Raw genomic sequence first — 23820 nt, 5'->3', positions numbered from 1 at the left:
TCCTCATCATGTATTTGATGAGGATTTTTTGTTTTTAATAGTTTTTTGCTTTACTGCTTGAGCCATAAGAATACAAAAGCTTTTGAAATAATTTTGATCTTTAAAATTGTAAAAATTTATAAGGTTGATCTTTAGTATTTTAGGATTTCTTGTGAAAAACTAGATTTACTAGCTAACGTAAATTGCGTTAGAGATGAGGGCAATATCCTTTTTCGGTACCTTAAAACTCCCTCGTGAAGCTATTAATATCTTTTGTCACAAAAGAGTTAGTGCAAAGTCCAATCCGCTGTGGCGGAGATGCTCAAACTATCTGATGAATACTTGTATTTGGCTACTTTTTGTAGGGTCTTATGATTTAAAATAAGGGATTTTCTTTGTTTATCAAGGATTTGAAGTGATGCGATTGATGGTGTGTTGATTTTTAGAAAACTACTTTAATTAAGGATTAAAAATGAATTAAAACAGGATTGGTTCAAAGTTATTTCAAATAAAAATCCCTCTAAGTTTAAGCTTAGAGGGATTTTATATTAAGGCAAAAAGGGGCAATTATATCTTATAAAAATTCTCCGTGTTGAGAAATATCTAAACCTAATTCTTCTTTTTCTTCTGTAACTCTTAGAGGTGTAATTTTATTAACTACAAAAAATAAAATGTAAGAACCAACAAAAGCGAAGATCGAAACAATTACTAAGGCAATTAATTGATTGATAAATAAAGTTGGAGTTCCAAAAATTAAGCCTTGATTATCTCCAACAGCAGGATTGATTGCTTTAGAAGCAAAAACTCCAGTTAACAACATACCTACCATACCACCAACACCGTGACAAGCAAAAACATCTAATGCATCGTCAATTTTTCCTTTAGGAAATTTACTTACAACAAGATTACTTACAATAGCAGCAAATGCCCCAATGAAAATTGCATGTGGAATACTTACGAATCCTGCGGCAGGAGTAATTGCAACTAGTCCTACAACAGCACCAATACATGCGCCTAATGCAGATAATTTGTGTCCTATTATTTTGTCAAGGAAAACCCACGCCATAGCCGCAGCCGCAGCTGCAACAGTTGTAGTTCCTAAAGCCTGAACTGCTAATCCGTTGGATCCTAGTGCAGATCCTGCATTAAAACCAAACCAGCCAAACCATAATAAACCTGTACCTAGTAATACGTAAGTAATTCTGGCAGGATTTACTTTTTGAATTTTTCTTTTACCTAGAAATATAGCTCCTGCTAGTGCAGCCCAACCTGCGCTCATGTGAACTACTGTTCCTCCGGCGAAGTCTAATACTCCCATTTTAAAGAAAACCCCATCAGGATGCCATGTCATGTGCGCTAAAGGAGCATATATAATTAAGATAAATAAAACCATGAATAACAAATAAGCCCAGAAACGTACACGTTCTGCAAATGCACCTGTAATTAACGCAGGTGTAATGATGGCAAATTTTGCTTGAAATAATGCGAATAACATAAACGGAATAGTTGGTGCAAGACTCCATGCAGTATTGGTACCAACGCCCTGAAAGAATAAATTAGGAAGAGGGTTTCCGATGATTCCTCCAATAGTAGGACCAAATGCTAATCCAAATGCAACAATAACCCATAAAATAGTAACAATTACCATAGCCATAAAACTTTGCAGCATTGTACTGATAACGTTTTTCTTACCTACCATACCTCCGTAGAAAAATCCCAAACCTGGTGTCATAAGCAATACAAAAGCAGTTGCTACGATCATCCAAGCTGTATCTCCTGTATCAAACTTTACAGCTTCTGCCGGAATAGGATTGTCTGTTAAGATAAAGTTAGATATAAAGGTTAGTACCAAAATCGTGATAAGAATCACACTTAAAATAATTTTTCGCATAGTTATTTAGTTTTAAATTTTTTATAAAAGTATAAAATCAATTGACACCCCTATAAAAAATAGAGTCTAAGGCTTTATTTTTGTTAATTTTTAGATTTAAACCCCTATATTTTGAGTGTATTTGTTAAAATGAACTTAAAATTTGTGATTTGTTAATTCTAAAACCAGAAAATCTGTTGTGATTGAGTTTTATTAACAAAAAAACAAGATAATAATCCTGATTTTAAGAATTATTATGGCCATAAATTTAAATAATTATGCGAAACTGTTTTAATTGTAAATAAAAAAGGCATCAAATGAATTTCTCAAGTGATGCCTTTTTTAGAAAAAAGTTTTTACTTATTTCTGGTTGTATTTTGCTTTGAATTTATCATTCAGTTTGGTTTGGAAAGTTTCTAAGTTAATAGCTCGTCCCTGAATAAAAGCAGTCGTTAATTTATTTGTTCTCATGTCTAAGGCATCACCTTCAGAAATAAACAAGGTGGCATCTTTGCCGGTTTCCAATGTTCCTGTTGTAGCATCAATACCTAATAATTTTGCGGTATTAAATGTGATAAGCTGTACAGCGATTTCTTTATCTAAGCCAAAAGCGGCACAAGTTCCTGCTAGAAACGGAAGGTTTCTTACGCTCATTCTCTCATGATCGCCACTATTTTCAAGACCAACAACAATACCTTTATCAGTTAGTATTTTAGCCATTTTATACGGTAGGTTTACATCTTCATAATCGCTTGTTGGCATGTCGTGAACGCGTCTTAGTAATACACCAACATTGTATTTTTGTAATACATCAGCAGATTTATAAGCTTCAAATCCGCCAACAATAACAATTTTTTTAATTTGATTATCTACAGCTAATTGTATTGCATCTACAATTTGTTTTTCTTCATCTGCATGCACATAAAGAGTTTGAGTTCCGTCAAATAATCCTTTAGTAGCTTCTAAAACGATGTTTCTGTCTTTTGTAGCACTTTGATTATAAGCCTTTGCATTGACTAAAAAAGCAGTTATTTCTTCGACTTGTTTTGGATAGTCTTTGTTTGCTTCAATTATTCCGGGTTCAAACCATGATCCTGATCTTTTAAAATTAGATGGGAAATTAAGATGAATTCCATCATTCTCTTTTATAATAGCATCTTTCCAACTCCAGGCATCTAGTTGAACTACAGAAGATGTTCCTGAAATCCTACCTCCGCGTGGAGTTATTTGTGCCATTAAAACTCCATTTGGGCGAACTGTTTCTACTACTTTAGATTCAGAATTATAAGCAATTATACTTCTTACATTCGGGTTAAAACTTCCAATTTCTTCTTCATCATCGGATGATTTTACAGCATCAATTTCTACTAAACCTAAAGTAGAGTTTGGAGCAATAAATCCCGGGTAAATGTGTTTTCCGCTGGCATCAATAGTGATATCAAAAGCATTAGCAGCTAGTCTTATTGTTGTTGCATCTGCTACAAGGGTAAGTTTTCCGTCCTTAAAAGCAATAGCACTATTTTGAATAACGGTTCCGTTACCTAAATGGGCAGTTCCATTTAAAATTAAAACTGATTTGGTTTGTTTTGGTGCTGGTATTTGTTGCGCTTTTATTTGTAGTGAAGCACAAACTACGAGCAACAATATATATATGTTTTTATGTATCATGTTATGTATTTTTATCTTTTCGAATTTTCTAAAGTCTTTATTACTGTTCTAATGTATCACAGTGATATTCCTTTTTCTCTTTTCTTGTAGGTTGTTGTGTGCCTGCTCCTTTATTTTTTTCTTGCAACATCTGTCCAATTAACAAGCTTCTTTCTTTCGTAATAGCCAATTGTTTTTCGGCATCTTTTTCAAGATCAAAATATACAACACCATCAATAATTGTTTTCTCGGCTTTAGCATAAATAGACAAAGGATTATCATTCCATAATACAACATCAGCATCTTTACCTACTTTAAGACTTCCTACTTTATCATCGATATGCAATAATTTAGCAGGGTTTAAGGTTACAAATTTCCAGGCATCTTCTTCAGAAATATTCCCGTATTTTACTGCTTTTGCAGCTTCCTGGTTCAATCTTCTTGACATTTCGGCATCATCAGAATTATAAGCAACAACTAATCCTGCGTTATGCATGATAGGTCCGTTGAACGGAATTGCATCATTTACTTCAAATTTATAAGCCCACCAATCAGAAAAGGTCGAAGCTCCAACTCCGTGTTCTTTCATTTTATCAGCTACTTTATAACCTTCAAGGATATGAGTGAAAGTATTTACTCTAAAATTGAATTTTTCGGCAACACTCATCAACATTAAAATCTCAGATTCTACATAAGAGTGACAAGTAATAAAACGTTCTTTATTGATAATTTCGGCTAGAGTTTGCAATTCCAGATCTACTCTTGGTGCTTTTCCTTTTTTAGAGTTAGAATTGAATTTTTTCCAGCTTTCATCGTATTCTTTTGCACGCTGAAAGTAATCGGTAAAAACCTGCTCAACTCCCATTCTGGTTTGCGGAAAACGAGTTGGATTATCAATCCCCCAATTGGCTTGTTTTACATTTTCACCCAATGCAAATTTGATGAATTTAGGTTGGTTTTTGTATAACATTTCATCCGGCGATGAACCCCATTTCCATTTTACAATTGCAGAGCGACCTCCAATTGGGTTTGCAGATCCATGCAATAATTGAGAAATGGTTACTCCTCCGGCAAGATCTCTGTAGATATTAATGTCTTCAGAGTTTACAACATCCTGAATCGTAACTTCGGCAGTAGAGTTATGTCCGCTTTCATTTACCCCTTTAGAAATGGCAATATGAGAGTGTTCATCGATAATTCCGCTTGTAATATGTTTGCCTTTTGCATCTATAATTGTAGCGCCTGCATCTGAAAGGTTTTTACCCACAGCAGCAATTTTTCCGTCTTTAATTAAAACATCAGTTTCAGTTAAAATACCTTCTTTTTCGTTTGTCCAAACCGTAGCATTTTTAAATAATAAAGTTTGAGCAGTTAGTTTTTTAGAATCACCAAAAGCAACGTTAGGATAAGTTGTTGGAATAATCGGATTTGGTTTTTCTGCTTTAGCAGAATCTTTTACTGCAACAAATGCACTTGTTTTTACAGCTGTCCACACCAATTCATTTCCGTTGGATAGTACTGCTTTTCCGGATAAGCTTTCTGGTTTTTCTACAAATCCTGTTAATCTTGTATAATTAGATTTAATAGAATCTGCAGGTTTAATTAAAAGTGAAATCCAATTTTTAGAAACACTAAAAGTGCTTTTTAGTTTCTTTGCGTCAGCGGTCGTTAGTTCAGATTTTGGAGCATCAGCTGTTCCGTCAATTTTCCATTTATAAGTGTCTTTTCCAACTGTTAAATCATAGTTTCCACGAATATCTTTTGCATTGATATCATTAACAACATATTTTGTTCCCTGAACCCAGTTTTCATATAAAACTGTTTTCTCATCAAAAATTTCTCCTGATGTAATTACAAAATTGGCATAAGTGCCTGTTTTTAAGCTTCCAACTTCATTGCTTTTTCCTAAGATAGCAGCAGGAATTGTAGTCAAAGCTTCTAATGCTTTTGTTTTGTCAAAACCATATTTAATAGCTTTTAATAAATTAGGCTTAAAGTCTTCTGTCTTTTTTAATTTATCTGTCGTCAATGCAAAAACAATTCCGTTGTCTGAAAGCACTTTTAGGTTTGTAGGCGCCTGATTCCAGAAACGCATATCAGCAAGTTCGATTTGATTTGATAAATAAGGATTTGAAACATCATAAGCCTCAGGAAAACTTATCGGAATTATGTATTTGGCGTTTGTGTTTTTAATTTCTTCGATTCTTTCAAACTCATTCCCGCTACCTTTTAGAATGTAACTTAAACCAAATTCTTTAGCAATTTTAGCTGCTCTAAGGCTATTAAGTTTGTCTTCTGTAGCAAATATCTGAACTAATTTTTCATTGCTTGCAAGAGCTTCTAATGATAAATCTTTTGTTTCAGAGTTTCCTTTTTTGTACCAATCTAAGTCCAGGTACATTTGACGTAATAGTGCCATCATACCCATTAATGAACTTGGATAGGCCTGATTGGTTAAAGCACTTTTTGTAAATGCAAAATGATTGGTAACTTTATTAGCAATAATTTGTTTACTGCTTTCAGTATTGTTCAGGGCAACCAAAATTCCGGTTCCTTGGGCAATTCCGTCAGGAATATGAGTTCCTACAACGCCAAAACCAGCTTTAAGTAATTCTTCTGCTTTATGTTGATCATATTTAAAAGTTTCGTAAGTATTGATTTCCGGACGAACACTTTCGTTCCAGTAATAACCAACTCTTTTTGTATCGTATAAAGGGTTACGATCACGACCGCGACCTCCAAGGTTACTTTTTGGTTTTTCTACTCCAAAACTGGTGTAAATATCAATAAACGAAGGGTAAATTGTTTTTCCTTCAAGATCAATAGTTATACTGTTTTTAGGAATTGAAATATTATTGCCAACAGAAACGACTTTACCATCCTGAATGAGTAAGGTTCCTTTTTCGATTTTTTGAGTTGGCGTAACATAAATAGTAGCATTTGTAAAAACAGTATAGTTCTTGTTTTTGTTTTGCACACTTTCATTAATAGGGAAATAGTCTTGAGCGTATGTTTTTGTTAAAAATACACTCAAAAAGAGTAAGAGTAGGGCTTTTTTCATAGTTTATTTGCAAATTTGTTGCTAAAAATATGAAATATATGTTATCTAAAATTTATTTAGTAAAATGTTTTTTCTTTATTTATATAAAATATTTAACTAAACCCTTGATAGGTAGTACTTACAGAATGTTATGAAAAATAATAATAATAGAATAAAATGGGGAATAATTGGCTTGGGAAATATTGCAAATCAATTTGCTACTGATTTATTATTGCTGGAAGATGCAGAACTGTTTGCAGTTGCTTCAAGAAATAAGGAGAAAGCAATTGAGTTTTCTAAAAAATACAATTGCACTAAAGCTTATGATTCTTATGAGGCACTTTTTGAAGATGATCAGGTTGATATTATATACATTGCGACTCCACATGATTCGCATGCAGAACTCTCGATAAAAGCCTTAGAAAATGGCAAACATGTTTTATGCGAAAAACCCCTTGCACTATCTTATAATGATGCTGTTCGAATGACAGAGGCCTCAAAAAATAATAATAAATTTTTTATGGAAGCTTTTTGGACTCGTTTTATTCCAGCGGTCCAGGATGTTTTGGCAAAAGTGAATAAGGGAATTATAGGGGATATTAGATCTCTAAAAGCCGATTTTGCTTTTTATGGAGATGAAGAGAACGGAGGAAGACTTTTTGATAAAAATCTTGGTGGTGGCGCTTTGTTTGATATTGGTGTTTATCCATTATTTCTCTCTTATGTCTTACTTGGGATTCCTAAAGAAATAGTTGCGAAATCGATCTATCATAAAAACGGAATCGATTTGCAAACATCCATGATCTTGCAATATGAAAAGGCTCAGGCAGTTTTGCAGGCTTCGATAGTTTCCGAAACGGATATGAAAGCTACTATTGGCGGATCTCGTGGTCGAATAGAACTAAATGCTCCCTGGTTTATCGCAGACGGATATTCTATTTTTAATCAGGAAAAAGAAGCCAGTTTTAGTTTGCCAAACTTAGGAAAAGGGTATGCGTATGAAGCAATTGAATGTCATAATTGTATTAGAAATAATCAAATCGAAAGCAGGCTTTGGTCGCATAAAAATAGTTTGGATTTGAGTAAAATTGTTGAAGAAATTAAAAATCAAATTGGTTTAGAATTTTAAAAACAATATTTATTGTAGTAAAAAAGCTATAATTTGATAATTTTCATTAGATTTAAAAACATTTAATGAAAAGAGTTTATGTTAGTAAAAGTTTACGGAAGTGCTGTTTTTGGAGTTGAAGCTACTACAATAACTGTAGAGGTTCATATGGATAAGGGAATTGGCTATCATTTAGTTGGTTTGCCTGATAATGCAATAAAAGAGAGTAGTTACCGAATTGCTGCTGCTCTGAAAAATAATGGATACAGGTTGCCCGGAAAAAAAATAACGATCAATATGGCGCCAGCAGATTTGAGAAAGGAGGGATCTGCTTATGATTTGCCTTTAGCCATGGGAATCTTAGTAGGTTCAGATCAAATTAAAGCGCCGGAAATTGAACAATATATTATTATGGGCGAGCTTTCTTTAGACGGAAGTTTACAACCCATTCGGGGTGCTTTGCCTATTGCTATAAAAGCGAAGGAAGAAGGATATAAAGGATTTTTTCTTCCGATTCAAAATGTAAAAGAAGCTGCTATTGTCGTTGGGTTAGATGTTTATGGTGTCGAAAATTTGTAAGATGTAATTGATTTTTTTGCCGGAAAAGTAGCACTGCAACCTACGATTATCGATACAAGAGCTGAATTTTATAAAACGCTGGATTTTCCCGAATTTGATTTTTCTGATGTTCGCGGGCAGGAAAGTATAAAACGTTGTATGGAAATTGCAGCAGCCGGAGGACATAATATTATTTTAATAGGTCCTCCGGGTGCAGGAAAAACAATGCTTGCGAAGCGTGTACCCAGTATTTTGCCGCCAATGACTTTGCGTGAAGCCTTAGAAACAACTAAAATTCATAGTGTTGCCGGAAAATTAAAAGAAGTAGGCTTAATGAATCAGCGACCATTTCGCAGTCCGCATCATACAATTTCGAATGTTGCGCTGGTTGGCGGAGGTAGTTATCCGCAACCGGGCGAAATTTCGATGGCCCATAATGGCGTACTTTTTTTAGACGAATTACCAGAATTTAAACGTGATGTTCTCGAGGTTATGCGCCAGCCGCTTGAAGATCGTGAAGTAACTATTTCTCGTGCTAAATTTACGGTAACTTATCCCTCTTCGTTTATGTTGGTAGCGAGTATGAATCCCAGTCCCAGTGGTTTTTTTAACGATCCCAGTATGCCAAACACTTCTTCTCCGCATGAAATGCAACGTTATCTCAGTAAAATTTCAGGTCCTTTATTAGACAGAATCGATATTCATATAGAAGTTACACCTGTTCCTTTCGAAAAATTATCTGATGATCGAAAAGCCGAAAGTAGTGTCGAGATTCGTAAACGTGTTACAGCAGCGCGGGAAATTCAGACCAAGCGATTCGAAGAACTCGAAAACATACATTATAATGCGCAAATGAGCAGTAAGTTAATCAGAGAGTATTGTGCGCTTGACGACCAATCAAAACAATTATTAAAAACGGCGATGGAACGACTGAATCTGTCTGCCCGTGCATACGACAGAATATTGAAAGTAGCACGAACAATAGCAGATCTGGATGCAGCACCATTTGTAATTTCTCAGCATATCGCCGAAGCTATTCAGTATAGAAGTCTCGATCGTGAGGGATGGCTGGGCTAATTTAAGGCTTAGGATATGATTATTGATTTTTAGCAATATTCCAGAAGCTTATTTTTCTTCTCGTCACAAAACCTAACTTTTCATATAAAGCAATTGCTCCAAGATTAGTTTCGACTACATGCAAATAAGGAATTTTGTTTTGGCTAAAAATAGTATTTACACCATGGGTAATCAATTGTTTTGCATACCCTTTTCCGGTATGATCAGGATGGGTAATTATAGCACTAACTTCTGTAAAGTTGGTCATTTTCATACGTTCTCCTGTAATCGCAACCAATTGATTGTCTTTAAAAATACCGTAGTAATTACCAAGTGATGTAGTTTTGTTTTTAAAATATCCAGGCTGAACTAAATTAACCAACTCAATTAATTCATCGTGATGTTCTTTAGTAAGTTTTACGATTTCAGAAGTTATGGGTTGTTCTATTTTGTCGTAAATAATCATTTGCAGACAAATTAATTCTTTTACAATTTTTAAAGAATTTGATATTTCAGGTTTTTCACCAACAATAAAGAAATTTTGGGCTAATTCAGCATATTGATCTATAGCCGCCCAAGTAGTTTCGGGATTTATAAAACCTCCAAACGGGCAATAATCAGGATCGTAAAATTGGGTTCCATCATAATCAATAGCATATATTGCATGACTTTCTGCCAGGGAGTTCAAAACCGGATTGTCTAATTTATTTTCTTCTGTATTTTTCATTGTGATAAAATGTATTTTTCAATACCTAAAAAACTTTTTTTATTTGTCTTGTACCGGATAAAAGAATCTAAAAGAATTTGAAGCTGCAGGATGTAAAATAGTAGCGTGATCTTCCTTAGGCAAATAATCAAAATAAACTTTTATGTTTTTACTTTTTGTAGCTTTAATTTTTTCGGCAAGTAAATTTGCATCAACTTCCATTACTCTTGGTATTTCTGTTGGTGTAAGTCCTTCTTTACCAACCGCAATATAAATAGCGGTTTGCTGCGTGAAGCTCTCTTTAAATATAGTACTGTCCTGATTTAAGATAGAACCATTATCCCACCAAATACTTGGGCTAACGATAACATATTTATTAAAAAGGGTTGGTTTTTTTAATAAAATTTCAGTTTCTAATAATCCGCCCAGCGATTGCCCCATAATGGTTTTAGAGTCATTTGTTTTGTATTTTTTATCTATATAGGGTTGTAATTCTTTTTCGATAAAAGCAATAAATTTATCAGAATGCCCTGAAGTCGAAAATCGTTTTTGATCTTTTTCGATAGTTGTCGGAAATGTAAAATCTCTTCTTCTGTCTACTGTAGCGATCCCTACAACAATTGATTTAGGAACCTGATTGATCCATTCAAAACTATTAAATTGTACCAATCCTGCAATATGAATAAAATCTTCGTCAGCCGAGCCATCCAATAAATAAATTACAGGATATTTTGTAGCATCTTCGGCTTTGTAACCTTCTGGTAAGTAAATATTCAGAATTCTTTTTTCGCCTAATTCTTTAGATTGTATTTCGTCAATAACTCCCAAAACAAAAGGTTTGCTGGTATCTTGCGTTTTAGATTTATTGTTTTGACTAAAAACCAGTGTAGTTGTAAAGAGTAAGAAAGTGAGGGTAATAATTTTATTCATTTTGTGGTATTAAATTGTATAGATACGAAGCCGTAATTTCTTATTATAGTAATTTTAGATGCCTGAAAAAATCAGGATGGTATTAAGTCTATGCTTACTTATCCCAGTTTTTGATAAAGTATTTATTCCATAAATCGGAAGTAAATACGTTAAATACTTTTAGCATTTTTTTTATTTTAATATTGCAAGGTAAGATCCCCATAGCACACCGTTTTATGCATAAGCAAAACTGTAGCAATTCCAGACCTCTTTATTTTACTTCTGTACCTTCAAATTTTATTCTCGCATCATTTACATTCACTAATTCGTCTAATTCATAAACATTTTTATAGTCATATCCGTAAAGGTTAATATGGGTTGGAATATTTAGCGCTAGCATGATTGGTTTTCTGTTTGCCAGAATTTGAGTTTCAGGAGCATTTTTAGGGATTAACATCTTAGAAGCAAAATCGATCTGATCGCCATCGAAATTGTTATTACAATAAATCAATATTCGGGTGTTATTATCAGGAATTAATTTATAAAGATTTTCTTGTGTAAAGTCAGTAAAATCAAGATGTATAGCGCCTTTTAAATGTTTTCGGTTGTAGCGAAAATCAGAACGGGTATCTAAAACAATAGTATTGTATTCCTGGCTCATTTTAAGAAAATCCTCCAGACTTACCAAACGATTTACCCTTTCTTTTTCTACTTCTAATACAAGATTCTTGAAATCAGAGTAATCAACTAATGCCTTGGGATAATGCTTTTGCTCTTTCATGGATGTTTTGTTTTTAGGGGTTTGCGAATGAACAATACAACTTGTTAAACAAGAAATCACTAAATATATAAATATTATTTTTTTCATCTGATACCAAATTTAGAGTATTATTATTTAATCTTTTAAAATTCAACTATCGTTACCAAACAATGTTTTTAATGACTCCAACACAAATTAGAAAAAATCTTATTTAAGGAGTTTCACCATTTCAGTAAATTTCATTTTGGTTGCAATTTGAATTGGTTTTTTTCCGTACGAAATATCGTCTCCCGCATCAAAGGTTTCAGGTTTGTTTTTATCGACACCTCTTTTAAGTAAATATTTTACCATTTCTAAGTTGTTTTTCTTTACTGCTATAATTAAGGGTGTTTGTCCATCGTAATTATGAGAATTTAATTCGTCTTTATTTAGTTTTAAAGCATTCAGAACCTCGTAATCTGATTTTCGAACTGCTTCTTCATACATCCAGAGTTTTCCTCGAATATCTCCTTTGTCCTGATTGGCACCTTTTAATAATAGTAGCTTTGCAGAATCGTAAGAATGATCAAACGATGCCGTATTAAAAGCGCTACCGGATATATCTCCACCTTTTGAGAGTAAATATTTTAAGATTTCTATTGTATCTTTTCCTACTGCTGATTCAACAGCAGATGTTGTGCTGTCATCGCCTTTAGCTGCCTCTACTGTATTATTTATATTTGCACCGCCTTCTACTAGGGCTTTTACAAGTGTTAGATTATTTTGCCAAATTGCAGCCTCAAGAGGTGTGATTTTGCCTTTGGGCTCATATTTTGCAGGAAATGTAGTGCCCAGCATTTTAATTGCTTTTTGAGTATTGTTAGCCAGAACAGCATCATAAAATTCTTCGGTAATCTCTCTTGTAGGTGTTACAACTTTTGATTTTGATTGCGAAAAAGATTTACTAACAGTGATGAGTAGGAGCAGTACAGTAATAAATTTTATTTTTTTCATAAGTCCGTTTATAATTTTTATGTTTTTTTGCTGTGCTACTATTTTGTAGCTTTTCAATATCAAATTTTAATACAGGCTTTATAAATGACAGCTTTATCCCCTAAATTTATTTCGAACAATAATGTCTTTAAGTCTGGCTTTTAAATCTTCTCCCGTATCATAGACCATTTGTTCGTTGTTTGGAAACGGCACTGCACGTTTATTAAAATAAGTAAAATAATTGTCCTCACAGGCATTTCTGTCTCCTTTGTAAGTGGAGTAAATATTTTCAAAAATAAATTCGCTGGTTACAGGAAACGATTGCACTAACTGGTTTGTTTTTACATCGACAAAATCTACTTTTGCCGTTATCTGACAAGCTTTATATTGTCTGAACTCATAAACATTTGCACGAAGTATTCTATAATTATCTACTTTTATTTCTCTGCCCAGACTGTCTTTTACAGGTCTTCCTCTACTGTCTAAAAGTGTTTTTACACCATCTTTAACTTCTCTTTCCTTAATGAATTCTTTCTCTTTAATTTGTTCAGGTGAAATATTTATTTGTACAAAATTAATAATGAGGCTATAATCATAGGTTACATTTTTTTGTCTAAGACTATGATAAACCGTCCATTTGTCGTTTAATCCGTAAGTTTTAAAATCCAGCAAATCATCCTGAAGTTGTTTTGGGATCACCATATTGGTTTGATTTTTAGCATAAACATCTACAAAATCAGTTCCTTTAAACTGTGCATCATCCATAAGTTTTTTAGCATTCTTATATCCGGGATTGATACTTTCGAGATAGAAAAAATCATCATAAGCTTTTCTGAAATCCAGTTTATTATTCGACTTTAAAAGCGTAGAAGCATTTTCATATAAATATTTCGAAAGTGCATTTTTGCTGCTCACAATCTGGTCTGAATAGTTGTCAAACATAAAAGTAGCATTTTTGCCTTGCTTTAATAAAGGCAATGGGAGTAAAGGTCTAATTTTTTCCTGACGGTTATTCAGTTGTAAATACGTATTATAAATACGCTCAGAATTGGCCGGATTAGCCTCTTTTATCATTAAATCAAGATTACGCAAATCCCTGTCTTTTGCTTTTGCAAAAGCCTCTTCGAGTAAATAAACATAGTCTTGTTTTCCTTTCGAATCTTTTTTGGTTCTCAATCCTTCTACAGCGCGGTCTATTGCACCATCATAATTACCATCGCTTAACAATGATTGAGTAGTTTTGACACCACAAGACGAAAGGGCTAAGAATAATATAGAAAACAGTACAGTAATTTTTTTCATACTAAAAATCCATTGAATTTAAAGCTGTAAATATATCTGTTTTAGCTGAATTCAGATAATGTAAATTTGAAATTTTAGAAGCACATATTTTCGGTTTCACAATAACCATTTGTCCCGCTGTACGCTAAATCTTTTTCTGCCTGCAAAGGCAAACAAAAAAAGGATATCGCTTCCATCGGGGCTAGAATAGAAATTTATGTTTTGTAAAAAAGTTTTGATGGACGTTAATCACAACTAAATCCTTTCAAACAGAGTTGATGCTTAAGTACTATTTTAAATTTTTATAATTTTTCGCGCAATTTTATTTTCTGATTTTTACCTGATAAACAATTTCCCAAAAGATAATCGAAAAAACAGCATTAGAAAATATGGCAGTTTTGACCTGATATGGATCATAATCAAAGAACAGATGTAAGTTTGTAAACTTCAATGCCAAATATAAACTTAGGGATGCAATCGCAATAGAGCAGATTATATTTAATAAAGGAGTCCACTTTAGTGCCAAGAAAGCATAAACCATATTTAAAAGAGCAAAACCAAATCCTAAAGTTATATAAGGATCAGTTTTGAGTAGTTGTCCTATCGAAAGGAAAAATGAAGTTAGAGAAAGATATAAAAAAAAGAGTATTGAATAAATTAGAATTCGTATTTGTATTTTCATTTTGATATTTTTTTTGTTGGATTATTTGACAACAAAGAAACGCTTTTAATGATTGTTTTTTGCTTATCGTGGTTTATGATTTTTTAAATATTTCGCCACCATCTTTTATATAATCAAAGGTTTTACTTAAACTTTCTAATTTGTCATCATCATCCAGATCGATAATTTCATCTACAAGTTCATTTCGTTCCATATTTTGTTCAACAGCACCATTTTCATCTTCAATTGAATTAAATGAAAAAACATCTGTAGCGGTAATTTTTTTCTCTGCTATAATCGAATGACCGTAATCTAATATTGTTTTGGTAACAATATTTCCTCCAACATTTAATACATAATCACAAAGAGAATCTCCTAAAATCACATTTGTCGCGTTTAGATCTCCTGTAAAATACATACTTGATAGTGTAATTAAACTTTTGCAATTCGCATTTCCTAAAACAATAAGCAATGACGAATCTACTTTATCGCAATCCTCAATTATATTAGCAACATTAAGATCACCATTTACAATAACGATATCATTCCCTACGATTAGATTTTCTAAATTGGTTTCTCCGGAATACAACACAATTTTTCCGGCAACTTCATAAAAAGCATTTAATTCATCAACAATTTCATCTTTTAATACAGACTTATTTTCATTGATCAATTTAATAGCATTATCTAAACTAACATCTTTAAAATTTTCCATTTTGTAATTTATTTTTTTATAGTTTTTACTGGTTTAAGTTTTTTATTGATAGTAAAATATTTTGCTAAAAATATAAAAAAAGACTTATAATTTTTTATTTTTAATACTACAAAATGGAGCACTTAGTAATCAGGTTTTTAAATTGACGGAGCAGATTTTTTCTTTTCATTAGAAGTCGTTTCTCTACTCTTTGTTTTCTTATTTTTTGTCAATAACTATAAGTATAAACGGAAAAAACAAGACATTATGGTTATCTTTATCTACCTCTAATTTATTTTTTTATTTATAGAAATGAGGAGAAAATAAAAAGGTAATCAGTTAGCATAATATATCAAAAATAGAACGAATGGATTTAAAAGAATTGACAAAAAAAGTTGTAATGGTGTCTGATCAATATGAAAAAAACTGTAATATAAAAAGAGATGATGATTGGTATATCTTAAAACTGCAGGAAGAATTAGGAGAATTAACGCAAAATTATCTTTCTTATACACTTAGAGGAAGGAATAGAAATCTAACTCAAGAAGAATTAAAAAAAAATATTTCGAATGAAGTAGCCGATCTTCTGGGTCAGGTGCTATTATTTGCAAATCATCATAATATTGATATCGGAAAGGCTATGGAAGATAAATGGTTTAAGTATTTAAAATCAAGCGTCAATGAATAAAGAGAATGTGAGTAAATTGAGCATTCTATAAAAATCTTTTTTAATTGTTCATTATCTTTCAAAAAGAAAACTCTGGTTATTTTTATAATCGGGCATTATTTATAAAATGTACATAAAAAAAGCGTCGGTATAGAAATTTCTACACCGACGCTTCAAATGAAAAAAATATGGTTTATTCTAAGAAATTATAGCTAAGACCAATTTCAAAAGTATTATTTGCATACACACCTTTTCTACCAATATAGTTAGCCGTAGCTAAGAAGATATTTAATTTATCTACTGTTACCCCAATAGCTGCAGCAATAGTTTCGTTGGTATGATAAAGGGCAGATACATTCATATGATATTCCGGCATGTTAAATCTTGCTCCGGCATCAAAAATATCTTTAAATCCATTTATACCTCTGTAGGCTACTATTGGCTCCAGGTTAAAGTCATTGATTCGATCTGAAACGTATATTTTATAACTAATTGCCGAATAAAATACAGATCTGTCTATATACTGTCTCGCACTATAATTATTGTCATTACCAATATGTTGGTTCAGGTTGGGCAACGAAGCCTGTATGGTCCATAACTTATCAGTATAGGCAATACCAAAATCTCCATCTAAACGTCCTCCTTCGTTAAAATTCTGTAAGGTTGGATCATTAACATTACCACTTACTTTATTATAATCAATAGAAGCAAAAGTGCCTCCTACAGAAACTCCAAAATGAAGTTTTTGATCCTCGGGTCCAATAGGCAAGTGATAGGCAAAAGTACCTACTACTCTGGTGTTGGTAATTAAACCTGCTTGGTTACTGCCAAAATTAAGTCCCAGACCAACTCTGTTTCCGGCATTATATTCGCCGGTTGCACTCATTAATTTAGGGTTTCCAGGAACAGGATCGAATTGACCCTGATAGCCCAGATTTAAAATTAAACCTTTATCTGTTCCTGCCATAGCAGGATTAATCAGGTATTTATTTTGAAAGTACATCGACTGAAATTCATTTAATTGTGCGTTTGCAGTAGTTGCCGTTCCTAATAAAGCTAAGAACATTATTATTTGAATATAAATCGATCTTCTGTGTTTTATTTTTATTGTATTCATATGTCTTTAAGATTATTGTATAACAATTTTATGATCTAGTCTCTAATTATGGTAATGAATCCTTTTATTTTAGGCAAATTAGAACCCAGGTTAATTAAGTAATAATAAGTATTGCCACTTAATGGAGAACCGTTGTAAGAACCGTCCCAGTCATTGTTATAGTTGTTTTTTGAATATACTACTCTTCCGGCTCTGTCAAATACTTTAACGGAATTATTAGGATAAGCATTAAGATTTTTGACTACCCAGAAATCATTTATACCATCACCGTTTGGAGTAATAACATTGGTAGCTACAACTTGAGCTCCTTCTCTGTAAACGTGTATCGTATAAGTTTGTATTGTTGTGCCATCAGGAGCAGTTACCACTATAGTTATAGTGTTGTCTCCAACATTTAAAGGTATTGTTGTACCGGATGCTGTATTATCTACAGGAACGCCATTTATAGTCATGGTTGCATTTGCATCATTGGCTATTGGTGTAACTGTAAATGTATCGATAGCATTTTCTACAGTAACGTTATAATCTGTTTTATCACCAGAAAATGATGGTTTCAAATCTCCATCAGTAATAGACAGGTCTGATAAACTTGCATCACTAGAAGCCAGTCTTGTTATAGTTATAGTATAGGTTTTGATTGTGACACCATCCTGAGCCATAACTGCTGTAGTAATTGTAGTTTGACCAATTATTAAATCAATTGGATCTGAGGCTTTGCCACTTGCTACAATTGCATCATTTATTGTTATAGTTGCATTGGCATCTGTAGATACGGGTGTTACAGTAATTGTACTGATATTATTTTTTACAACTGCGCTATACTCTATTTCGTTTGTAGTAAACGACGGATTTAAACTTCCTTCGCTAAGCAATAGGTTTATTAAACTTGCATCTGTAGATGGTAGTCTTGTTATTGTTGTAGTATAGGTTTTTTTTGTTATGCCATCCTGAGCCATTACTTCAATAGTTACAACATTTGGTCCAACCAGCAAATTATTTAGCTCAAATGCACTACCACTTGCTACAGTTACACCATTTATTGTTATTGTCGCATTTGCTTGTGTTACAACAGGGGTCAAGGTTACACTGCTAATAGCATTTTCTACAGTCGCCGTATATTCTATTTTTGCGCTTGCAAAGACAGGATCTAATGGACCTGAACTCAGGGTTAAATTACTTAGTGTAGCAATATTGCTTATCGTTGTTACTGCGACAGGATTTCCTGTAGCTATCGCAGTTTGATATACTTCTTTGCCCGCTGTAGTACCATTGTATTCAATTGTCATAACCTGATAGGTTGTTCCGGGAGTTAAGCCCGTTATATCTACTGTTGTACCTGTACCTTTATAAATACAGTACCAACCGCTGGTACCAATTTGAGTGCCTGATCCTAAAGCAGCATTTGCCGTGTAAGTCGTGTAATTCAATGGCAGAGCGCTACCGTTTGCTCCTGCATATATAAAAACGGCTCTTTCTGTACCGTTACCAATTGTCCAGCTCGCTGTAGTTGTCGTAGTTGTTGTATTTGTAAAAACAAGGTTACTTGCCTGAATGGTAGGTACAGAGATTGTTTGAAAAGTAAATACAGCTCCAGTAGGTAAAGTAACATTACTAAAAGAAACTTTTGTTCCTGAAAGCCCTGCGGCAGGATATTTTACTACAGATCCTCCTGTAAAATCACCTGAACCTGTAGGGTCAACCAAAAGCGTGTAATCACTGGCAATCTGTCCAGAGTAATTTAACCCGCTTATATCATAACTCAATGTTACAGTACCAAGAGTCCCGGTAGCTTGAACTTTCCAGTTTCTTTGTACTCTTTTAGTAAGATTTCCTGCAACAATAACATCTGCTTCTGCAAGCGTAGTGGCATTATGTCCTATCATTAAAAAACGATTATTAACCAAAGCAGATGGGCTGCTGATGATTATATTTCCTTTTCCGCTTTGTCCTGTACCATCACCACTACCAGTATTTGTACTATTAGATTGTGGTTGCAATAATCCGGATGCATCATCCTGTGCTATACCAAAAACATCATTGTTGTAAGCAGCATTGTTTGTAATATTCCAAACCATAACCCCCATACTATTACGATAACCATCAGTTTTATGAATACCGTACTTTATAGAAAGATAGGTTTCTATACTTGCTGCAGCACTACCCGTAATTGCAGATGGATAAACTATTATCTCTGCAATATTACCATTCCAGAATTCAGTTGAACTATTTACAAAAGCACCAATTCTGGCACTATCAGGTGTAAGTACTGTATTCCAAGCTTTGGTAGACGTGCCAAAAGGAGAACTGGCATCAAAAAAGGATACTGTGGGAGAACTGTAAGTTATCGTACCTAATTTAGGTACATTATTTACCCAGAATCCGTTAGATGATTGTGCATCATCACTGAAACCACTAGCATAAAGAGCAGATATGGTTGCTGATTTGCCAATATTAAAAGCATTTCCCGGACCACCACCATATCCATATATCCAACCACTACCTACTTGTGCATCAGCGGCAGTAGCGACTACAAATACAGAACGGGAATCATTGCCTGAAGGCAAATCATTTATTGGAGCTGTCAGATAATTGCTGCCCGAAAAAGTAACTGCCTGATTAAAATTAATACTATTGGCAGTATAAGCAGGTTGGCTCGTTGCAGTACTTTGAATTGCATGGTTGTCGTTTCCGCTAAAATCAGTCCATTGTGTTACTTTAGTTGCGCTTACGGTAATACCTGTATTTGCTTTATACCATACTGCCTGTCCTAAAACACCTCCTGGATTTTGTGCTACTCCATAGAAAGGAAACCCCATGATGACAATCCATGTCAATATAAAAAAATGTTGAAATTTTTGTGTAAAATTAATCATAAATAAAAGGTTGTTAATTACTAATGCTATTTTTCAATTTATTACAGATTTCGGAATCTCTTAGTATTTATTTTTACAACCTGTTATTGTACTGTTTGTAACAATAGTAAAAATGATATTCCGCTTTTGTAAGTGTTTTATTAAAACATGATGAAGAAGTAGTTAACAGGTTCTGAAATCATTAAGGTTACTGATTAGCAGTAATGTGCATTTGTCAGGTAAATGATTGATTTGCTTTAAACAATGAATTGTTCTGGCTCTAAAACGCCAAAATTTCAGGATAAAAAGCGAAAAATATTTTTATTTTTTTAATTTAATTTGTCTGCTCATAAAACAAATTTTAAATTGATTCGTAACAAAATAAGAGTCTAAGCTCTCTCATTTAAAAATTATCAAAATATTAAAAAAGAAATAGTAAGAACCCAATACAATAACTTCGTGCTTTAATGTATACACAAATATTATGTTTATTTTAACAGGTGAATACCTCTAAAAGTTATCAAAGTATTAGAATAAGACAAGTGGGAAGATTTTTTTTGATGCTAGAAGGCCTAAATTATTTGAGTTAAATTTATTACTTCGTCAGTTAATTTAAGTATGGCTTTTAGTTTGATTAACTGTATAGCCGTGTAAAAAAGTAAACAAAAAAATCCTATTCGCCGCAACAAATAGGATTTAGTAGGATTTACAAAACACTAATAAAGATTAGGTTTGATTTGTTAATTGGTATTTTTTGTATTGAATTTCATTGGTCATTTCAATTTTCTTTTAATTTGAAGGAATTGATTGTTGTAGCGTTTCGTTTTTAGGGACTTTTTTTACGTACTAAAAACAGCTTTTTTCTGATGGTTAAAGAATTTACACCTCAATTTTGATTGTAATGCTTACTTTAAAATCGCCTCTATTTTAGCTTCTGATTTTTCTTTGATGGGACTGTCAGGATGAAAACTCCAGATGATTAAAAATTTTCCTTTTGCCAGATATTCTTCCGGATGTTCATCACTTGGCTCACCTTCTTTTCCCCAAAGTAATCCTTGCAGAAATCGATCCCCTTTAAAGGTGTGTTCAAATTCAAAATACATGATCGATCCGCTATCGGCCCTGTTCTTAAAACTTTGAATTTGTTTGCTTTTTACGATTCCCACAATGTTGCTGTACGTTTCGATATCAGTATAAAAATTACAAGCCTGAGGAGTAACGCAGATATTACCGTCGTTAACAGTATAACCTTTAGGAATTTCTTTGTTTTTTAGTTTTAAATCTGCGATTGTCTGGCTGAATATAGTAGTAGTAAATAAGAAAAATAATGCCGACAGGGGAATCGTAATTTTCATGGTTTTGGGGTTTTGTTTGTTGAGCTAAAATAGTTTTTTTATTTGATTTTGTTGAGTTTGATTTTTTGGTTAAGAATAAAAAAAATATTAGCATGCCAGCGCGAGCGTCTCGCTATAATTGTTCGAACCTTGTTGCTATGAAAGAGCCTTAGCAATAGCATGGTGCGAACACTATGATTGAAAAACGATTATAATTTTAAGCCCTGTAAGGGCAGAAGTATAATTTAAAAAACACATTTACCATATTTTACATGATATTCTCTTAAAAAACCCCTTTTTCTTTGAATCTTTATTCTCCAATTTCTTTTGCCCTTTCAGGGCAATTCCTATTTTTGATTTAATTCGTAGTGCGTCGCACTACGCTATTGTTTTTTAGGGCTTTCAGCCAATTTTTAAAAGTTTCGCATACTCATGGCGCCTTACTCATGATTGCAAGTTCTTTAATTTCATTATTTGACAGGCTTATGTTCACGAGCGGGGTTTTGGTTCATAAAAAAAGCACAAAGTCGAAACTTGTGCTTTTGTAAAATTTATATTTTGAAGGAATTATTTTCCTTTTAGTAATTTTTCTAAATATTCATTTTTTTCTTTTTCAACCTGAACCAAACGTTCGTAAAGCTCAACCACTTTATCAAGAGGATTGAATGTGCAGTTATTAGCTGAACATAGATTCCCCGCATTAATTATGCTATCTTTTGTATCGTAATAAGTATTGAAATAATTAAAAACAGATTCTTCCGAAAAGTTTTCAATAGCTTCTACCGTAACTCCAAGAATTTTTGCAATTTCCACCAGTTTTTTAGGATCAACTTCTTCGCTTGTTTCAATGCTGGAAATAGTTTGTTGGCTTACACCAATAGCTTCTGCAAGTATTTCTTGTTTCATACCACGAAGTTCCCTGATTCGGCTAATATTTTTGCCAATGTGTTTTGGTTTTGTTGCTGTGCTCATAATTCAAAGGTATTTAAAATTCTTGAGAAAAATTGATGTTGGTAAAAAACATGATTTTCTTATAGAATATTTTTTTAGTTTTTTAAAATTGATAGTGTAGATTTTCTTAAATTTAAAAATTGACTCACTTTGTGGGCACGGATTGCAAATCTCTGCTATCGGGATATATTAAGGTGATTTTTATAAAAGAAAGATATTATTATAGTTTTCATACTATTTTACAAATCTTGGGATGTGTTAAAATCTTAACTATTTTATAATAGAAATTAAAAACTAAATAAAATTTTAAATATTAGTTATTTAGAATGGTTCTAAATAACTAATATTTTTATATCTTTACACATATATGAATACAGGGAAGATTGCTTTAAATTATATCAAAAAAAATTTAGCAATTTTGTAGTCCCGAATATATAGTTTAAATTTGTTACTGATTAGATAGGGTCAAAAAAAAACGAAGCCTCGGAACTTCGTTTCTTCAAAGACTGATTTATTAACCATCTTAATTTATAGAATTATGGAGTACATATCCTATGTTATTTTGATTATTGGAGTAGTTGGTAAGGCTCTACGTGAACTTCGAAAGTATCACGAAAACAAAACCAAGTAATAATTTAATTCATTTACCACTAGATACTTTGGCAGGGTCTGGTGGTTTTTTGTTTATAACCAAAAAAATCTTATTACAAATGTAAGAAAGTAAAATGAATTATACAAATTCAAATAAGCGAAAACGAATGTAAACAAATATAAAAGCAAACTTTTTTTATTCTTTTACAACTTTTATGTTTCTTTTTGCCACAATTCGTTGATTGACTTTTTGTAAGAAAAAAATAATCATTGATTAGTTTGAGATATACATAATCAATCATAGTAAATACATTTTAAACTTAAAATATATGTATGTAAAAAGAGTATAAGTCTAATTTTATGGAAGAATAATTTTGTAATGCAATTTTCAGGTAATAATTATTTGATTTTATATGTTTTGTGAAAACAATCCTGCGTCAGGGATAGAGGCGGTATCCTTTTGTGAAGTGAAACGCAGTAAAAGATATAGCCGAAAGCCCGACCCAGAGGGAGACGCCCAAAGTATTAAAATCTCCAATTATCCGCAATCTTGTCATTTCGACGCAAGGAGAAATCCTCGCAAGAAACTCGACAAAGAGTGGAAATATTGGATGTTAAAATCATGCAAACATGTCATTCAAAAAATCTAAATTTGGATTAATAGTTTTTATTAATTCGATTTTCTTTTCTCTGCGCCAGTCTTTTACTTCTTTTTCACGAGAAATTGCTTCTTGAATCCAGGTGAATTTTTCATAATATAGTAAGTATGTAACATTATATTTTGATGCAAAGGTTTTGTTTTCTTTCATGATATTATCTTTATGTTGACTTAAACGAATCCTTAAATTATTTGTAACTCCAGTATAAAAAACAGTTTTAGATTTGTTGGTTATTATGTATATGTAATAAGTGTGATAGCCTTCTTGTAATTGCATTTTTTTGCTAAAGATAAAATAAATTGAATGATATTTCTTTCTTTTTGTACTATATGCTTTGTGGAGCTTCTTACGAAGATTTCTCCTTGCGTCGAAATGACAAAGATGCTGGTTACTTTGCGCGGGCTTCGA

At 32.7% G+C, this 23820-nt stretch carries 17 protein-coding genes and 1 pseudogene; 3 read left to right on the top strand and 15 right to left on the bottom strand.

The features are described 5' to 3' along the window. Positions 1 to 553: 553 nt before the first annotated feature. From B0A64_RS18945 to B0A64_RS18935, 3 genes are all read right to left on the bottom strand, one after another. Entirely contained in the window at positions 554 to 1870 is a 1317-nt protein-coding gene (locus B0A64_RS18945; protein WP_089481068.1) for an ammonium transporter, read from the bottom strand. 339 nt (positions 1871 to 2209) lie between these two features. Continuing rightward, a complete protein-coding gene (locus B0A64_RS18940; protein WP_089481067.1) occupies positions 2210 to 3517 on the bottom strand; it encodes an amidohydrolase family protein in 1308 nt (435 codons plus the stop codon). A 40-nt stretch (positions 3518 to 3557) separates the two neighbouring features. Then, positions 3558 to 6557, bottom strand: a complete 3000-nt coding sequence (locus B0A64_RS18935; RefSeq protein ID WP_089481066.1) for an amidohydrolase family protein — start codon at positions 6555 to 6557, stop codon at positions 3558 to 3560. A gap of 130 nt (positions 6558 to 6687) precedes the next feature. Here B0A64_RS18935 and B0A64_RS18930 point away from each other — a divergent pair, with 130 nt between their 5' ends. Continuing rightward, the gene (locus tag B0A64_RS18930) at positions 6688 to 7665 is read left to right on the top strand and encodes a Gfo/Idh/MocA family protein (RefSeq protein ID WP_089481065.1); all 978 of its coding nucleotides are present in this window, start codon (positions 6688 to 6690) and stop codon (positions 7663 to 7665) included. 78 nt (positions 7666 to 7743) lie between these two features. Beyond that, positions 7744 to 9279 (top strand): annotated as a pseudogene (locus B0A64_RS18925) (YifB family Mg chelatase-like AAA ATPase). Between the two features lie 19 nt (positions 9280 to 9298). Here B0A64_RS18925 and B0A64_RS18920 read toward each other — a convergent pair. The 7 genes from B0A64_RS18920 to B0A64_RS18890 all read right to left on the bottom strand — a co-directional run bounded on the left by B0A64_RS18920 (position 9299) and on the right by B0A64_RS18890 (position 15262). Then, on the bottom strand, positions 9299 to 9985 hold the full coding sequence (locus B0A64_RS18920; RefSeq protein ID WP_089481064.1) for a GNAT family N-acetyltransferase: 687 nt from the start codon (positions 9983 to 9985) through the stop codon (positions 9299 to 9301). Positions 9986 to 10024: 39 nt separating this feature from the next. Further along, entirely contained in the window at positions 10025 to 10894 is an 870-nt protein-coding gene (locus tag B0A64_RS18915; RefSeq protein WP_089481063.1) for an alpha/beta hydrolase, read from the bottom strand. A 250-nt stretch (positions 10895 to 11144) separates the two neighbouring features. After that, positions 11145 to 11741, bottom strand: coding sequence for a rhodanese-like domain-containing protein (locus tag B0A64_RS18910; RefSeq protein WP_089481062.1), 597 nt, complete (start codon positions 11739 to 11741; stop codon positions 11145 to 11147). A gap of 99 nt (positions 11742 to 11840) precedes the next feature. Beyond that, positions 11841 to 12626 (bottom strand): ankyrin repeat domain-containing protein, encoded by a 786-nt coding sequence (locus tag B0A64_RS18905; RefSeq protein WP_123875935.1) that lies wholly within the window; start codon positions 12624 to 12626, stop codon positions 11841 to 11843. A 93-nt stretch (positions 12627 to 12719) separates the two neighbouring features. Next, positions 12720 to 13907 carry a hypothetical protein gene (locus tag B0A64_RS18900; RefSeq protein WP_089481060.1) on the bottom strand — a complete coding sequence of 396 codons (1188 nt, stop codon included), beginning with the start codon at positions 13905 to 13907 and terminating at the stop codon, positions 12720 to 12722. Positions 13908 to 14208: 301 nt separating this feature from the next. Beyond that, positions 14209 to 14568, bottom strand: coding sequence for a hypothetical protein (locus B0A64_RS18895; protein WP_089481059.1), 360 nt, complete (start codon positions 14566 to 14568; stop codon positions 14209 to 14211). 73 nt (positions 14569 to 14641) lie between these two features. Beyond that, positions 14642 to 15262, bottom strand: coding sequence for a hypothetical protein (locus B0A64_RS18890; RefSeq protein ID WP_089481058.1), 621 nt, complete (start codon positions 15260 to 15262; stop codon positions 14642 to 14644). A gap of 346 nt (positions 15263 to 15608) precedes the next feature. On the opposite strand from B0A64_RS18890, the gene B0A64_RS18885 reads away from it, so the two are divergent. Further along, positions 15609 to 15929, top strand: coding sequence for a nucleoside triphosphate pyrophosphohydrolase family protein (locus B0A64_RS18885; RefSeq protein WP_208863553.1), 321 nt, complete (start codon positions 15609 to 15611; stop codon positions 15927 to 15929). A 172-nt stretch (positions 15930 to 16101) separates the two neighbouring features. Here the strand turns inward: B0A64_RS18885 and B0A64_RS18880 are convergent, their stop codons facing one another. From B0A64_RS18880 to B0A64_RS18855, 5 genes are all read right to left on the bottom strand, one after another. Then, positions 16102 to 17025, bottom strand: a complete 924-nt coding sequence (locus B0A64_RS18880) for a PorP/SprF family type IX secretion system membrane protein (RefSeq protein ID WP_089481057.1) — start codon at positions 17023 to 17025, stop codon at positions 16102 to 16104. A gap of 35 nt (positions 17026 to 17060) precedes the next feature. After that, positions 17061 to 19898: a cadherin-like beta sandwich domain-containing protein gene (locus B0A64_RS18875; RefSeq protein WP_089481056.1), complete on the bottom strand. Its 2838-nt coding sequence runs from the start codon at positions 19896 to 19898 to the stop codon at positions 17061 to 17063. Positions 19899 to 20782: 884 nt separating this feature from the next. Further along, entirely contained in the window at positions 20783 to 21232 is a 450-nt protein-coding gene (locus B0A64_RS18870; RefSeq protein ID WP_089481055.1) for a hypothetical protein, read from the bottom strand. 546 nt (positions 21233 to 21778) lie between these two features. Continuing rightward, a complete protein-coding gene (locus tag B0A64_RS18865; protein WP_089481054.1) occupies positions 21779 to 22183 on the bottom strand; it encodes a helix-turn-helix domain-containing protein in 405 nt (134 codons plus the stop codon). A gap of 1190 nt (positions 22184 to 23373) precedes the next feature. Further along, complete coding sequence (locus tag B0A64_RS18855; RefSeq protein ID WP_089481052.1) at positions 23374 to 23688, bottom strand: GIY-YIG nuclease family protein; 315 nt, start codon at positions 23686 to 23688, stop codon at positions 23374 to 23376. Positions 23689 to 23820: the final 132 nt, after the last annotated feature.

The sequence above is a fragment of the Flavobacterium araucananum genome, assembly GCF_002222055.1.
Taxonomy (GTDB): Bacteria; Bacteroidota; Bacteroidia; order Flavobacteriales; family Flavobacteriaceae; genus Flavobacterium; species Flavobacterium araucananum.
Note: the sequence above shows the minus strand (reverse complement) of the source record. Positions and strands in the feature narration are given on the sequence as shown.